General features: G+C 70.9%; 10 protein-coding genes. 5 read left to right on the forward strand and 5 right to left on the reverse strand.

The genetic code is table 11. The features are described 5' to 3' along the window. Positions 1–117 precede the first annotated feature (117 nt). Complete coding sequence (locus ACFWPQ_RS26955; protein ID WP_384039795.1) at positions 118–1,158, reverse strand: Rv2578c family radical SAM protein; 1,041 nt, start codon at positions 1,156–1,158, stop codon at positions 118–120. 192 nt (positions 1,159–1,350) lie between these two features. Between ACFWPQ_RS26955 and ACFWPQ_RS26960 the strand changes: the two genes are divergently transcribed. The 5 genes from ACFWPQ_RS26960 (at position 1,351) to ACFWPQ_RS26980 (ending at position 9,244) form a co-directional block, all read left to right on the forward strand. Beyond that, positions 1,351–1,794 (forward strand): SRPBCC family protein, encoded by a 444-nt coding sequence (locus tag ACFWPQ_RS26960; protein WP_384039798.1) that lies wholly within the window; start codon positions 1,351–1,353, stop codon positions 1,792–1,794. A 155-nt stretch (positions 1,795–1,949) separates the two neighbouring features. Continuing rightward, entirely contained in the window at positions 1,950–4,340 is a 2,391-nt protein-coding gene (locus ACFWPQ_RS26965; protein ID WP_384039801.1) for an MFS transporter, read from the forward strand. A gap of 232 nt (positions 4,341–4,572) precedes the next feature. Beyond that, complete coding sequence (locus tag ACFWPQ_RS26970; RefSeq protein WP_384039804.1) at positions 4,573–7,020, forward strand: SpoIIE family protein phosphatase; 2,448 nt, start codon at positions 4,573–4,575, stop codon at positions 7,018–7,020. A gap of 152 nt (positions 7,021–7,172) precedes the next feature. Beyond that, complete coding sequence (locus tag ACFWPQ_RS26975; protein ID WP_384039806.1) at positions 7,173–7,898, forward strand: class I SAM-dependent methyltransferase; 726 nt, start codon at positions 7,173–7,175, stop codon at positions 7,896–7,898. A 221-nt stretch (positions 7,899–8,119) separates the two neighbouring features. Further along, positions 8,120–9,244, forward strand: a complete 1,125-nt coding sequence (locus ACFWPQ_RS26980; RefSeq protein WP_384039807.1) for a hypothetical protein — start codon at positions 8,120–8,122, stop codon at positions 9,242–9,244. Positions 9,245–9,276: 32 nt separating this feature from the next. On the opposite strand, the gene ACFWPQ_RS26985 is transcribed toward ACFWPQ_RS26980, so the two are convergent. Genes ACFWPQ_RS26985 through ACFWPQ_RS27000 form a run of 4 tightly spaced genes read right to left on the reverse strand, consistent with a single transcriptional unit; the run spans position 9,277 to position 15,521 of the window. Further along, positions 9,277–11,337: a trypsin-like serine peptidase gene (locus ACFWPQ_RS26985; protein WP_384039810.1), complete on the reverse strand. Its 2,061-nt coding sequence runs from the start codon at positions 11,335–11,337 to the stop codon at positions 9,277–9,279. 1 nt (position 11,338) lies between these two features. Further along, positions 11,339–13,192 carry a peroxidase family protein gene (locus ACFWPQ_RS26990; protein WP_384039813.1) on the reverse strand — a complete coding sequence of 618 codons (1,854 nt, stop codon included), beginning with the start codon at positions 13,190–13,192 and terminating at the stop codon, positions 11,339–11,341. Beyond that, positions 13,189–15,120 carry a GMC family oxidoreductase gene (locus ACFWPQ_RS26995; RefSeq protein WP_384039816.1) on the reverse strand — a complete coding sequence of 644 codons (1,932 nt, stop codon included), beginning with the start codon at positions 15,118–15,120 and terminating at the stop codon, positions 13,189–13,191. Before ACFWPQ_RS26995 ends, ACFWPQ_RS26990 begins: the two co-directional genes overlap by 4 nt. After that, positions 15,117–15,521, reverse strand: coding sequence for a hypothetical protein (locus ACFWPQ_RS27000; RefSeq protein ID WP_384039819.1), 405 nt, complete (start codon positions 15,519–15,521; stop codon positions 15,117–15,119). The genes ACFWPQ_RS26995 and ACFWPQ_RS27000 overlap by 4 nt, the downstream gene beginning before the upstream one ends. Positions 15,522–15,539 lie beyond the last annotated feature (18 nt).

The raw sequence follows: 15,539 nt of genomic DNA on the forward strand, positions 1-15,539 counted from the left end.
GTCACGGTCCTCGCCGCATCGTCCCGGCAACGGCCCCCGGAAGAACCCATTCTGACGATTAATGACCCAATTGCGCCTAGGTGTGCGCCCGAACGCCCCCTCCGGTCGCCAACGCCCTCAGAGCAGCGTGAGCTGCGTCGGCTCCGGCAGTGCGGGCTCCTCGACCGTCGCCGGCACCGGGATCCGGCGGGGGGTGTCCGCGCGGTTCGGCCCGATGCCGTACTCCTGGGCCAGCTCGTGCACCTGACGGGTGATCCGGCGCTGGTACCACTTGGGCGCGTAGGCGCCCTCCGCGTACAGCCGCTCGTAGCGCCGCACCAGATGCGGGTGATGCGCCGCGAGCCAGCTCATGAACCACTCGCGGGCGCCGGGCCGCAGATGCAGCACCAGGGGCGTCACCGAGGTGGCCCCGGCCGCCGCGATCGCCCGTACGGTGGCCCGGAGCTGGGCCGGGTGGTCGCCGAGGAAGGGGATCACCGGCGCCATGAGGACCCCGCAGCCGATGCCGGCCTCGGCGAGGGCGCGTACGACGTCCAGCCGGCGCTCGGGGGCCGGGGTGCCCGGCTCCACCGTGCGCCACAGCTCGGGGTCGACGAAGCCGACCGAGACCGAGATGCCGACGTCCGTGACGTCCGCCGCCCGGCGCAGCAGGTCGAGGTCGCGCAGGATCAGGGTGCCCTTGGTCAGGATCGAGAACGGGTTCGCGTGCTCGGTGAGGGCGGAGAGGATCCCCGGCATCAGCCGGTAGCGGCCCTCGGCGCGCTGGTAGCAGTCGACGTTGGTGCCCATCGCGATGTGGTCGCCGAGCCAGCGGCGCGAGCCCAGCTGGCGGCGGAGCAGTTCCGGCGCGTTCACCTTGACCACGATCTGGCTGTCGAAGCCGAGCCCGGTGTCCAGGTCCAGGTAGCTGTGGGTCTTGCGGGCGAAGCAGTACACGCACGCGTGCGTGCAGCCCCGGTACGGGTTCACCGTCCACTCGAACGGCATCCGCGAGGCGCCGGGCACGCGGTTGATGATCGACCGCGCCCGCACCTCGTGGAAGGTGATCCCCCGGAATTCAGGCGTGTCGAAGGTCCGGGTCGTGACCACGTCCGCGCCGAACAGCGCGGTGCCGGCCCGGGCGGGCCCGGTCTCCTCGGTGAGGTTCTCCCAGCGCATGACACCTCCTCGGTAGCACTGCCCAGAGAATAGAACATCTGTTCCCATGATCGTGCGAACGATCTGTGGAGACCGCGCGGACACCGATTCCGGTCGCGTTTCCGATCGCTTGCGGCACCCCGATTTGGGCGGCCGGGTGCCGGGGTGATTGGCTTGGCGCAATCCCGAGAACCCAGGTGCTGGAGGAAAGCGATGGCGCAGGTCGAGGCCACTACGGAGCGGGTCGTCGCCGCGGACGCGGAGACGGTGTTCGACGCGATCGCCGACTACAGCGGCACGCGCGCGAAGCTGCTGCCCGAGCACTTCAGCGAGTACGAGGTGCGCGAGGGCGGCGACGGCGAGGGCACCCTGGTCCACTGGAGGCTCCAGGCCACCAGCAAGCGCGTCCGCGACTGCCTCCTGGAGGTCAGCGAGCCCACGGACGGCGAGCTGGTCGAGAAGGACCGCAACTCCTCCATGGTCACCACCTGGCGCGTCACCCCGGCCGGCGAGGGCCGGTCCAAGGTCGTCGTGCACACCACCTGGCAGGGCGCCGGCGGTATCGGCGGCTTCTTCGAGAAGACCTTCGCGCCCAAGGGCCTCGGCCGGATCTACGACCTGGTGCTCGACAAGCTCGAAGCCGAGGTCGGGAAGTAACCTCCCGGGGATCCGGGCCTGTTGGCCCCTCACCGGTTCGAGTGGATCTACGGTCCGGCCGGTCGCGTGCCGTAACTCGTCGTGCTTGCTCGCAGTTGTCGCCCTACGGGAAATAAGGCGGGAATTGTGCGCAGGCGCGACGAGGGGAGCGGTACGTGGGCGGAACGACGCTGGTGCAGTACGAGGAACCGGCCGCGGCGCCCGCGGACGCCCCCGTGCCGGAACCCGCCCCGGCCTCCGGACTCGGGCCGCGCCGTACCCGGTTGGTGTTCTGCGGGCTGATGCTCGCGCTGCTCCTCGCCGCGCTGGACCAGATGATCGTGGCCACCGCGCTGCCGAAGATCGTCGGCGAGCTGCACGGCCTCGACAGGATGTCCTGGGCGATCACCGGCTACCTGCTCACCGCCACCGTCGGCCTCCCCGTCTACGGCAAGCTCGGCGACCTCATCGGCCGCAAGGGCGTCTTCCAGTTCGCGATCCTGGTCTTCGCCGTCGGCTCCGCGCTGGCCGGACGGGCGCAGAGCATGGACCAGCTGATCGCCTTCCGCGCCGTCCAGGGTGTCGGCGCGGGCGGGTTGATGATCGGGGTGCAGGCGATCATCGCCGACATCGTGCCGCCCCGGCAGCGCGGCCGCTTCATGGGCCTGATCGGCGCCGCCTTCGGCCTCGCCTCCGTCGCCGGGCCGCTGCTCGGCGGCTACTTCACCGACCACCTCTCCTGGCGCTGGTGCTTCTACGTCAACGTGCCCTTCGGGCTGGTCACCCTGGCCGTCATCACCCTCGTGCTGAAGCTGCCGAAGCCCCGGGCCCGCGCCCGTTTCGACGTGCTGGGCGCGCTGTTGCTCGCCACCACCTCCACCTGCCTTGTCCTGCTGACCAGTTGGGGCGGCACGGAGTACGCGTGGGGCTCGCGCACCATCATCGGGCTGGGGGCCGGCGCGGTGGCCGCCACCGTGCTGTTCCTCGTCGTCGAGCACCACGCGGTCGAACCCCTCATCCCGCTGCGGCTGTTCCGGGACTCCGTCTTCAACGTGAGCGGACTCGTCGGACTGGTCGTCGGCGTCGCCCTGTTCGGCGCGGCCAGTTATCTGCCGACCTTCCTGCAGATGGTCGACGGCGCCTCGGCGACCGAGTCCGGGCTGCTGATGCTCCCCATGATGGGCGGGATCGTCGGCGCCTCGATCGTCTCGGGACAGCTCATCAGCCACACCGGTCGCTACCGCATCCACCCGGTGCTCGGCGGCGGGCTGTCCGTCGTGGGGATGTGGCTGCTGTCCCGCCTCGAAGTCGACACCCCGCACTGGCAGTACAGCATCTGGATGGCCGTGCTCGGCGCCGGGATCGGCATGGTGATGCCGGTGCTCGTCCTCGCCGTGCAGAACTCCGTACGGCCCGCCGACCTCGGCACCGCCACCAGCGCCAACAACTACTTCCGGCAGATCGGCGGCAGCGTCGGCGCCGCCGTCTTCGGCACCCTCTTCGCCGACCGGCTCACCGACGCCCTGCACCAGCGTCTCCCCGCCCGCGCCGGCGCCCGCCTGCCCGACCCCGAGTCCCTCACCCCGCAGCTCGTGCACGCGCTGCCCCCGGCGCTGCGCGACGCCTACATCCGCGCCTACGCCGACGCGATGCCCCGGATCTTCCTCTACCTGGTCCCGGTCCTCCTCCTCGGCCTGCTCGTCGCCTGCTTCCTCAAGGAGAAACCGCTGGTGTCCCACCCCACCGCCGAATCGCAGTCCGAAGCCGTGAACGCCCCGATCCCGCAGGCCCGGTCGCCGTACGCCGGCGCCGGGATCCCCGTCTGCGGCACGGTTCAGCATCCCGACGGGACCGTGGTGCCGCGCGCCGCGCTCACCCTCATCGACGCCGTCGGCCGGCAGGTCGGCCGGGGCGCCAGTGCCGAGGACGGCCGGTACGCCCTGGCCACGCCCGGTTCCGGGTCGTACGTCCTGATCGCCGCTGCCGGCGGCCACCAGCCGCAGGCCGTCACCGTGACGGTCGGCGAGCGGCCCGTCGAGCTGGACGTCGTCCTCGGCGGCGCCGGACGGCTCGCGGGCAGCGTGCTCACCGCCGACGGCACACCCGTACGGGACGCCACCGTCACCCTCACCAACGTGCACGGCGAGGTCGTCGCCAGTGTGCGCAGCGGCCGCGAGGGCGGCTATGTCATCAGCGAACTGGTGGCCGGCGAGTACACCCTCGCCGCCAGCGCCCCCGCCTTCCGCCCCGCCGCCCTCCCGGTCACGGTCCAGGCCTCCCGGGAGACCCGGCAGAACGTCGAACTCGCGGGCGGCGCCGTGCTGAAGGGCACGGTCCGGGCCGGGGGAGGCCGCCCCGTGGAGGACGCGCGGGTGACGCTGCTCGACGCCGCCGGGAACGTCGTGGACACCCTCACCACCGGCGCCGACGGAACGTTCCGGTTCGTGGACCTGTCCTCCGGCGAGTACACGGTCATCGCCGCCGGTTACCCGCCGGTCGCCACGGTCCTCCAGGTCGCGGGCGGCGGCCGCACCGAACGCGATCTCCAGCTCGGCCACGAGGACTGAGCGAGGGCGGGGGGCGGACCGAGTGCGGGGACCGAGTGCGGACCGAGTGCGGGGGCCGGCTCCGGCGCGGTGCACGCGGTTCGCGCGCCGCACAGGGGCGCGGACCTGCGCGCCGGTGTGATCCGGTGAAACCAATTCCAGGATTGCCACACATCGCAACCGGCGGCCACCGTACGGTAGTGACGGGCGGCACAGATCTTTTGCGGAGCCGTGGGGAGAGAGGGCCTGGGCCATGGACCATGGCAGCGAGCGGGACGCACATCCCAGCCTCGGTGCTGGGGAGGGCGCTCCGGGCCGCATCCCCCTGGCCGTGGTCGTCGTCGACCGTGACGGCCGGGTCTCCCACTGGAGCAGCGGCGCCCGACGGCTCTTCGGCGCCGCCAAGGAAGAGGCCATCGGCCGCTCCGTCCTCGACCTGCTGCCCGTCTCCGGCGCGCTCCCCGACGACGACGAGATCACGCCGTACGGCGCCTACGCGGCGTACGACGGACTCGGCCCCGACCTGGAGTCCTCCCTCGACGGACGGCTGAACTTCCCGGCCGCCGGCCGCGCCCGGCTCACCGTGCCCGACCGCGACCGCGCCGATGTGCTCTGGTGGTCCTACCCGCTGGTCGGGCCGGGGGACGAGCGGCTGCTGGTGCTCGCCGCCGACGCCGAGCGCCTGCGCCGGACCGAACACGACGAGGGCATCGCCTTCGAGCGCATCGCGCCCGGCTTCGCCCTGCACACCGACTTCCCCGGCGCCGAGGAGCTGGCCCGCAGGCTCCCCGAGATCCTGCCCAGCATGAGCGTCGACGAGAGCGCCCGGATCGTCGCCCAGGTCCTCGAACTCGGCTACCCCATCCTGGAGTTCAGCCAGAACGACCGGGTGCCCGTGACCCCCGACTGGGGTGTCGCCCGGCGCACCGAGCGGATGGCCCGCCGCGAGCGGGCCGCCCGGGTGGCCGCCCAGGGCCTGCCGGTGCCCGCCGAACTCGCCGACGACGACGGCGAGGACCTGGAGTACGCGGCCGTCCGCGAGCGCCTGGAGTTCCTCAACGAGGTCAGCGGGAAGATCGGCACCTCGCTCGACCTGTCCCGCACCATCATCGAGGTCAGCAGAGCCGTCGTACCCCGCTTCACCGATGTCGCCGGCACCTATCTGCGCGAACAGGTGGTCGCCGGCGAGGAGTTCCCGGACGGCGTCCCGGACACCACCACCATGTGGCACCGGGTCGCCGTCGAGCACACCGACGAACCCGGCCGCTGGGACGACGTCATCCCCGTCGGCGAGGCCATGCCGTTCCCGGCGCACACCCCGTTCTTCCAGTGCATGACCACCGGCGAACCGGTGCTGGTGCCGCGGATCAGCGTGGAGATGGGCCACGCCATCGCCTCCCAGTTCGAGAAGCGCGACATCCGGCCGCTGATCACCGGCCGCTCGATGCTGGTCGTCCCGCTGAAGGCACGCAACGTCGTGCTCGGCTTCATGATCCTGCTGCGCCACCCCGAGCGCGAGCTGTTCAACGACATGGACCGGGTCACCGGCGCCGAACTCGCCGCCCGCGCCGGGCTGGTGCTCGACAACGCCCGCATGTACACCTTCCAGGAGAGCGTCGCCGAGACCCTCCAGGACAGCATGCTGCCGCACATCCCGCCGCGCATGGCGGGCTGCGACATCGCCACCCGGTACCTGCCGGGCACCCTGCTCGGCCGTGTCGGCGGCGACTGGTTCGACTCCGTGAAACTCCCCGGCGCCCGCACCGCCCTGGTCGTCGGCGACGTGATGGGCCACGGCCTCAACTCGGCAGCGATGATGGGTCAGTTGCGGACCGCCGTGCAGACGATGGCGGCCATGGACCTGCCGCCCGCCCAACTCCTGCGCAACCTCGACGACCTGGCACAGCGCCTCGGCGACAGCTACCTCGCCACCTGCCTCTACGCCGTCTACGACCCGATCGAGGGCGAACTGCACCTCGCCAACGCCGGCCACATCCCGCCGGTACTGGTGCGGGCGGTCGACGGGCGCAGCGAACTCCTCGACCTGCCCACCGGCGCGCCCATAGGCGTCGGCGGGATCGCCTTCGAGTCCCTTCGGGTGCGCGTCGACCCCGGCGACCGGCTGGTCATGTGCACCGACGGACTGGTCGAGATGCGCGGCGAGGACATCGGCGTCGGCCTCGCCACCCTCTGCGAGTCCGCCGCCCACCCGGCCGCCTCCATGGACGACGCCTGCGACACCATCATCCGCGCCCTCAACACCCGCGGCGGCCGCAAGGACGACGTCGCCCTGCTGATGGCCCGCCTCAACGGCATCGAGCCGGAGGACGTCGCCGAGTGGCGGCTCGCCCTCGACCCGGCCGAGGTCCGCCGGGCCCGCGCCGTCGTCCGCGAGCAACTGCACGACTGGGGCCTGGCCCGGCTCGCCGACCCCGCCGAACTCATGGTCAGCGAGCTCGTCACCAACGCCATCCGGCACTCGCACAGCCGCCCGGTCCAGCTCCGGCTGATCCGCGGCGAGACCCTGCTCTGCGAGGTCGACGACGACGACCACACCCTGCCGACCCTGCTCGGTGCCGACCCCGGCGCCGAGACGGGACGCGGACTGCGGGTGGTCTCCACCCTCGCCCGGGAGTGGGGCACCAGCCATACGGCCGCCGGGAAGACCGTCTGGTTCGAACTCACCGCACCGCGCCGCTGATCCGGTCGCCGTCGGCCCAGGGGGCGCACGCCCGTCGAACGGGTGGTGAAGGAAGGCGCCAGGTGCTTGTGGCCGAAACCCGCGCAGGGTAGACCGTACTGGCCCGTCACTTACGACGGGTCATATGCGGCTGCATCCTGGGGAGTTGGGCCATGAGCGTGACGAGTCGGTACCGCAATGCCTGGGAGGGCTTCTGGCGCGAGGCGTCCGACGAGCCGGGCGCGGTGTTCTGGGACGCCGAGCCGGCCGTGACCGCCGCCGTCCACGTCGCCCTCTTCGAACCCCACCTCGCCGACCCGGGCCTGCCGCTGGTCGACCTCGGCTGCGGCAACGGCACCCAGACCCGCTTCCTCGCCGGCCGCTTCCCCCGGGTCCTCGGCACCGACGTCGCCGAGGCCGCCCTGGACCACGCCCGGCACGCCGACCCCGCCGGACTGGCCGGCTACCGGCTCCTCGACGCGGCTGAGAAGAGCGAGGCCGAGGCCCTGCACGCGGAGCTCGGCGACGCCAACGTCTACATGCGGGGCGTCCTGCACCAGTGCGAACCCGACGACCGGCAGCCGGTGATCGACGCCGTCGCCACCCTCGTCGGCCGCCGCGGCCGGGCCTTCCTCGTCGAGCTCTCCGAGGCCGCCCGCCCCGTCCTCGGCGGCCTCGCCCAGAGCCCGTCGGGACCGCCGCCCAAACTCGCCCCGGTCTTCCGGCACGGCATCGCCCCCGGCGAGGTCCCGGACGCCGCGGTCCTTGAGTACCTGCGCAACGCCGGCCTCACCGTCCTCGCGAGCGGCGACCTGCCCCTGACCACGACCGAGTCCGGACCGGACGGTGAGCCGATCGTCCTGCCGTCGAAGTGGGTGCTGGCAGGACGGGAGAGCTGAGGGGCGGCACCGGACGGCGACCGACCCGCCGGGCGCACGGTGGCCCAGGCATGACCTCGCCCTTCTTGACGTGCACCTGTTGGCCAGCAGTCCTACGCTGATGAGGGGAGTCTTTACTGGAGGTCGGGATGACCAACGGGAAAGCCTTCACGGGTTCAGAAAGCACGAAAAGGCCCAGAGGGAGCGTCGCTGTTTTCATACTCCTGTGGATCGCTTCACTCATGGTCAGGCACACGCCGACGCCAGAGAAATCGAAGTGCGATCACCCCTGCGGGCCGACCCGGCGAAAGAACGTGGCTCAGCTCCCGAAATCGCCCAAGGGGGTGTTCAGGACTCATAGAACAGCCTGGCGCGAGCGAGCTGCCGCGCGCGTTCTCTTTCTGGAACAGCAGGCAGACCGTGAGAGGTGCCGGGAGGCAGCGGACCGGGCTGAGCAATGTCGGCGAGAAGAGACGCTGGAGGGGATCGCGCGGCAACTGAAGGAGGCTGGGTACGCCATCTCCGCGCCGCGCCGCCTCTTCTCCGGGGCCGCAGCCCTCGAGCGGACCTGGGCCAATGTCCGCGCGACCGATGTGATGCTGATCACGCTGTGTGCGGATGAAGACCTGCCGGGCCGAAGCGTCGACGTACTGAGCCACGTCGAACAGCATCTTCGCCCGGTCGACCCGCTTCGGATACAGGTGGGTGCGGTCGCGGAACGCATGGAGACGAAAGGACCGCTGCCGGGCGACCGCGGGCTCCTCGCCCTCGCGTTGAGCGCTTCGTACGACGCGCTGGACGCCGAATTCAGTAGAGTCCGCAGCCTCAGCATCATTCTGCGGGTTGCGACCTTCTTCGTTCTCCTCGGCGCGGCCGGGCTCGCAGTCTGGGGCTGGTACTGCCCGGATTCGCTGAACATGTGCTTCCTCCCCGGGGGGAAGACGTTCGCCGCATGTCCTTCCGGGGAGGTTCCCCTGAAGCCGGGAAACGTTCCGAGCGACTACGCGCAGCGGGTCGACGTGCTCGTCACCGAGGCGGCAGGGCTGGCTGGTGCGGCTCTCACGGTCATTGCGTCGCTACGCCGGATCAAGGGGACGAGCAGTCCTTATATGCTGCCGCTTTCGGCAGCCCTGTTGAAATTCCCCACCGGGGCTCTGACCGCGTTCGTAGGAGTGCTGCTCATCAGGGGTGCGTTCATTCCGGGTCTGAGTGATCTGGATTCCAGCCCGCAGATCATGGCCTGGGCCGTCATTTTCGGCGCCGCCCAGCATCTCGTGACCCGCTTCGTCGACGAACGGGCCCGCGAGACGCTGTCGGACGTGGGACGCCCGCCCTCCGACCCGGAACCGGACGGCTCGAAGCCGTGAAACCGGCAGCCGTGAAGCCGGCGCCGGCAGGCTCAGGCGCCGAGGCGGCCGCCGATCGACCGGGCGACCTCGGGGTGGGCGAGGTACTCGACGATGCTGTGCGCCCGGTCGCGGGCGTTGACGACGGCGAGGTCGGACAGTCCGTCCGCCCAGTCGTCACCCAGCGGGCATCCGATGGCCACCGCGTCGGTCGGGCACCAGGCGTTGAGCCAGTCCGTCACGATGTCCGGACGCTTCGGCCCGCCGACGAGCAGCCTGCTGTACACGCTGTCCAGGCCGAGGGGACTGCCCGCAGTGGTCAGATGGACGCAGTTCACTCCGGGGGACAGCCGGGTGACGAGATCCAGGCCGACGACCGTGCCGAGGCTGTGGCTGACGAGCACGAGTTCCCCTGCGTCAGGCATCGTCTCCAGGACGCAGTCCAGGACCTCGTCCCGGATGCGCCGGTCGTCGAGATAGGCGGCCACGTCACGGAAGACCAGGGCGATGGCCCAGGCATCGAGGTCGCTCCTGGCGGCCAGCCAGCCCAGCCGCTTGTGCAGGGTCCCGACCAGGTCGTCCAGGCCGATGCTTTCGGTGGCCAGCTGGCCCTCCTTCGGCATGTCCCACTTGGTGGCCGCCTCGCCGATGATCTCCTCGTACACCGCGCGGGCGGTGGGAGTGACGGGTGCGACCGCCTCCGCCGCCCTGGCGGCCGGTGCCTCGGTGAGGTGGGGGACGGCCTCGTGCGCGGTCAGGGCCTGCACCAACCGGTCCCCGTAGTAGGGGAACCAGGCGTCCGCCGGGTCGACCGGAGGGAGCCCGGCGCGGACGAGCCCCTGGTTGAGTCCGGCCGCCCATTCGCGGCGCAGATTCTCGGGCTCCTTGCCTTCCTGGGAGCGACCGTGCAGGAAGACCAGATGCCGTGTGCCGCCGAACGCTCCGTCCCGGGCGCGCAGGCCCGCACGTGCGGTGGCCTTCTCGACGGCCGGGCCCGCCACCGCGACCGCGGGCGCCGGGACCCGCACCGGGCCGGCGGCGGGAGCCGGAGCCGCAACCGGACCGGCGGCCTCCGCGAGGCGCAGTCCCGACTCCGGGCCCATCTCGGCCAGCAGCTCCCGCTGCCGTGAGGCGAGGGGCAGGGCGGCGAGGTGTTTCAGGATGGAGCTGACGCGTACGCCCTCGTTGGACACCCAGTCGATGGCGTCGTCGCCGTCGCCGGGCTGCCAGACCTGTCCGTCACCGCGCAGGGTACGGCCCTGTCCGTCGGTCCTGGGCACCCCGCTGTGGTGGAGCGCGACGACCTCCCACTGGTCGTTGAAGACGGGAGAGCCGGAATTGCCCGGCTCGGTGTCCGTCTTGTAATGGAGGAAGTCGTCGAGGCGTACCTGGAGCATGTTGTCGCGTACGGCGATCTCCTTGAGGCGTCCCATCGGATGGCCGACGACGTTGACCGGCTCGCCGATCACGAGCTTTCCCGGTTGGGCGCTGAGCCGGTTCCAGCCGAACGTGTCCCCGGCGGGCCGCAGGTCCGGGCCGGGGGCGACCAGCACCAGGGCGAAGTCGAGGCGTTCGTCCGTGACGAAGAACCCGTCCGGGTCGAGTTCCAGCCGCGTCGGCGGCTGGGCCGTGTTGTCGACGGTGACCTGGGCGTCGAACTCCACGAAGCACTGCCGGGCGGCTTCCGCGTCGTTGAGCACGTGATGGTTGGTCATCAGCAGGCTCGGCGACACCAGGAAGCCGGTGCCGAGAGGCAGCTCACGGCCGTTCTCCCGCACCGAGATCCGGGCGACGGTACGTGCCGCGCGGGCACCGCGCGGCAGGAAACTCCATGCCTGCAGGTCCTTGGACACCCCGAGGATGCGTTCGTACGCGGCGGTCGGGGCCAGCGGTTCCGCCCGGACGGCCTCCACCACCATGGCGGCGGGCACCGCCTGCCGGTCGAGCAGCCGGGCGGCGCGCGCCGCGAGTGCCTCCTCCGAATCCGGGAAGGCGACCCCGGCGTCCTGCTTCTCCTCGACCGCCCGCCGCTCGTCGCCGGTCTCGTCGTACCGCGCGGCGGCCGCCGCGACCTGGCGCTCCCGTTCCTCGCGGAACCTGTCCGTCGCTGCCATGTCAGGTCACCGTCCTTCCCGCGGTGTGCCACGGCACGAAGGCGTTCGTCAGCCCCGAAAGAGCCGTACGCAGCTCCGGGTGGTGGCGCAGCAGCACCGTGATCATGCTGTTGTCGTCGATCCAGGCCATGCCGGCCTTGGAGTACACCTCCGGGGTGTAGTACTCGGTGAAGAAGCGGTCGCTGTTCAGCCGGCGTGAGGCCATCAGGATGAAGATGCGGAACGCCGTGTCGCTGAAGGCGAATCCGGCCGGCAACTTCTCGGCGTACAGCCCGACCGAGAGGTCGACCTTCTCGATGTCGCCGTCGTAGAGCCACTGGATCTGCTCGGCCCACGCCCGGTTCTCCGTCAGCTCCAGGAAGTTCGCCGCGGGCTTCAGCCGCAGCAGCCGCCGGAACTCGTTGTACCGGGGGACACCGAATTCCCGGGAGCGCAGGATGTCGGTGGCGGCGAGGTCCTGCAGCTGCCCGTCGGGGCGCTCGAACTCCTGCAGGAACCTGGGGAAGTTGTGCAGGGTGACCAGTCCGGGGTGGAGCGTGCCGAAGCTGTAGAGCAGATCGGCCATCTCGGTGGTCTCCATGACCTTCAGCGCCCCGGGGCCCGCGATGTCGCGGAGGGTGCAGTGGCGCAGGCTCGTGTCGTCGGCGGCGGAGCGCAGATGCCACTCGTCGCGGACGAGCGGGTGCATGCGGTAGACGGCCACGAACTCCTCGGTGAGGGAGTACGGGATGCCGTAGTGGTCCGTCTCGCCGCCGGGGATGCCGCTGACGACCTCGCTGTCGCTGATCCGGCCGAAGAGATCGTGGACGCGCTCGCCCGCGATGCCCCACCAGTTGGCGCGCAGTGCCTTGACGGTGGTGGGGTGGCTGATCACGGCCGGTGTCCACTCCACGGTGTGGATCTTGGCGAGGAGCGCGGCGTTGACGAGCCGGGCGCGCTGGAAGAGTTCCTCGTCGTTCCAGGACGGGTACGCGCCGTGCAGGTGATCGCAGATCGCGTTGTGCTCACGGGCGAACAGGTCGTGCATCATGGCGAGGCCCAGCCAGAAGCCGGGGATGTGCGAGGGGTCCTTGGAGGGGTCCGAGGGGACCGGGGACTGCTCGTCGTCCCACAGATGCAGCTTGCCCAGCTTGCCGGCGCGCAGCAGGCGCTGCTCGGTCTCGTTCGTCCCGTAGATCTGCGACGCGTCCCACCAGTGGGAGGACACGTTGACGCGGGTGTCGGGCGTTCCGGCCGGCGCCTGCGGGTCGCGGGTCGGGTCGTCCGGTGTCCGCATGATCCGCATGGGGTGCTCCGGCCACGGGTCGTCGTCCATGAGGGGCACTTCCCAGGGCCGGTCCGTGGGGCTGGTCCCGTGGCTGAACCAGTCGCGGACCATGAACTGAAGCCAGGCGGCGACCAGCGAGTTGACCGATTCGGCGGGGATGAGCGCGTCGCGGGTGAGTACGGCGCGACTGACCTCGCGCGGGTTCGGCGTGGACAGGACGTCCTCGGGTGTGGCCGGTGCGATCCGGTCCAGCGGGATGTTCCGGCCGAAGCGGGTGCCCGCCATGCCCATGCGAGGCTCGGCGAGGTCGTTGTGGCTGCCGTCGGCGGTCCGGTTCACCTTGTGGGTCTCGGAGGGAGGCGCGGGATCGGGCAGATTGACCGAGGGCAGGAGGCCGGTGTCGTGGAGGTTCTTCTGCCGAAGCCTGACCCGCAGTCCGAGGAGCGTCAACAGGCCGGGAATGACGGGCAGTCTGTCCCAGCCGATGCGCCGGTCCACGTATTCGGCGCCGGCGGTGATGATCCGCCAGGGCAGTGACGTACGGTATCCGGCTGCGGAACCTTCCGCGGCGTGTCGTTGTCTGCTCATCGCGATACTCCTTGGGCGGTGGCTCTTTGGGCGGTCGCGAGGATGACGTCGCTCGCCTTCTCACTGATCATGTAGATGGGGGCGGCGACGAAGAATCCGGGAATGCGGGGGAAGACCGAGGCGTCGACGATCCGCAGGCGGTCCACTCCGCGCACCCGGAACTCGCTGTCGACGACCGCCGAAGGGTCGTCCGCCCGTCCCATCCGGCAGGTGCAGGAGGCGTGGTGGCCCCAGGCTTCGTCCTGCACGAAACGGCGGACGCCGTCGTCGCCGTCGATGTCCTTGCCGGGCCACAACTCCTCCAGAATCACGGAGCCGGCCCTGCGGTTCATCTGGCGCACGAACTCGACGGCGCCGGCCATGGCTTCGAGATCCACGGCGTCCTTGTCCGTGCCCTCGCCGAAGTAGTGGAAGTTCACCAGCGGGGTGTCCCGGGGGTCGGTGGAACGCAGCCGCACCCGGCCCCCGGTGTTGTGGGTGCGGCTCTTGAGGATGGCCCAGGTGAAACGGTCCTTGTGGAGTGTCAGATCGAGCGAGTAGCCGGGCCGGTAGCCCCGGAAGTCGAAGGGGCCGCCGAAGATGAACAGGTCGGGTGCGTCCAGCTCGGGACGGGACTTGCGGGTGACGCCGACGACGGCGCCGTTGGTCGTGTAAAGACCTTCGCCGTGCTGCCAGGCCCGGTAGCAGTGATCCGGTTCGGTCCCGGGTCGCGGCGCGCGGAAGTCGCAGTCCTTGAGGACCGGGAACTCGCGGTCCATCCGGCTGACCACGCCGACCTCGTACCGGTCCTGGAGATTCGCGCCCACACCCTGGAGGTCGACCCGTACGGGGATGCCGTGCCGCCGCAGCTCCTCACGCGGTCCGATGCCCGAAAGCATCAGCAGCTGGGGTGTGTTGAAGGCACCCGCGGCCAGGATCACCTCACGGGAGGCGAGGACCCGGCGCGGGCCCGGCGGCCCGGCGCCTGGCCGGCTCAAGGGGTCGGCCCGGTAGGTGTGCGCGCCGTCCAGATAGTCGACTCCGGCCGCGGCTCCGTTCCCGTCCAGTACGACCCGGGCCGCCAGCGCGTTCGTACGGACCACCAGGTCGTCCGGACGGCTTCGCTGTACGGCCTGGACCCGCTCGCGAACGGCGCTGCGCCGTCCGTTCGCCGTGGAGAGCGGGATCTGCCACAGCCCTTGCAGGGCGTGTGTCTGCGCCCGCCAGTCGTTGGGGTCGACGAACGAGCCGAACCCTTCCAGCGGGGACAGCGGCCGGTCGAGGAAGTCGGCCAGCGCGTCCTCCGCGGCCGCGAGGATGACCTTCAGCAACTGCTTGTCCTGAACGGCCAGTTCAGGGTCGGCGAGGGCGGTCGGCAGCCAGCCGTCGAATCCGTGGCGTGCTTCGTTGCGGTAGCGGGCGCCCGTGAAGGGCAGGACCTTCAGCAGCGCGGCCAGCAGCGGATTGGCGGGCGGTTCCTTGGGCCTCGGCCGGTAGGTGCAGCGTTCCAGCCGCTCGAAGTACCGGCGCATGGCCGTGCTCTGCCAGGAGGCGTCGCCGGTCTCCTCCGCTATCGCGTCCCAGTCGCGGTTGTACGGATAGACGGTGATCAGCGCGTGATGCGCGGTACAGCCGCCGACCGTTCCGGCACGCGGGTAGAGGATGCCCCGGTCCGGGACCAGTTTGCTGTCGCGCTGTTGCTGCTGCTCGTCGGCATAGTGCCGGACGAAGTAGTTCCAGCACTGGACGGGGTCCTCGGAGGCGTCCGCGTGGAAGGCGGGCACCAGGTAGTTGTCGTTCTCCGGGGAGCCGCCCGCGTCGAGCAGCAGGGTACGCATGCCCTCGGCGGCGAGGTTGGCCGCCAGCGGTCCGCCGCCCGCCCCGGCGCCGACGACGATGTAGTCGAAACCCGTCTCGGCCGGGGGATCGGCACCTGGTCCTCCCGTCACTTCCCCTTCCCCTTCACCGAGTTGGCGAGCGAAGTGGCGGCCAGCACCGTGTTGGCGGCCGAGATGAGGGTGGTCAGCGCCGCGGTACGCGGGGGAAGCCGGCCGCTCAGGCCCAGCGTGGCCGCCGTCGCGGTGTCACTGCCGTGGATCAGGACGCCGTCGCGCAGGTCCTCCTGCAGTCGCTCGTCGCGGTTGGTCAGCAGATCGAGGCCGAGCAGGATCGTACGGATCCCGAAGAGCCGGAAGGCGTACACGGCTGCCGGACTGGGCGGCTCACGATCGGGGTCGAGGCGCCGGATGAGCAGGCCGGGCGCGAGCAGTCCGGTGACTCCGTTGAAGAGCCGGATGCCGGCGAGTGCGTAGACCGAGACAGCGCGCGGCCCGGCTTTTTGGGTGGCCATCATGTCTCCTGACGGTGC

The sequence above is a fragment of the Streptomyces sp. NPDC058464 genome (assembly GCF_042721035.1).
Taxonomy (GTDB): domain Bacteria; phylum Actinomycetota; class Actinomycetes; order Streptomycetales; family Streptomycetaceae; genus Streptomyces.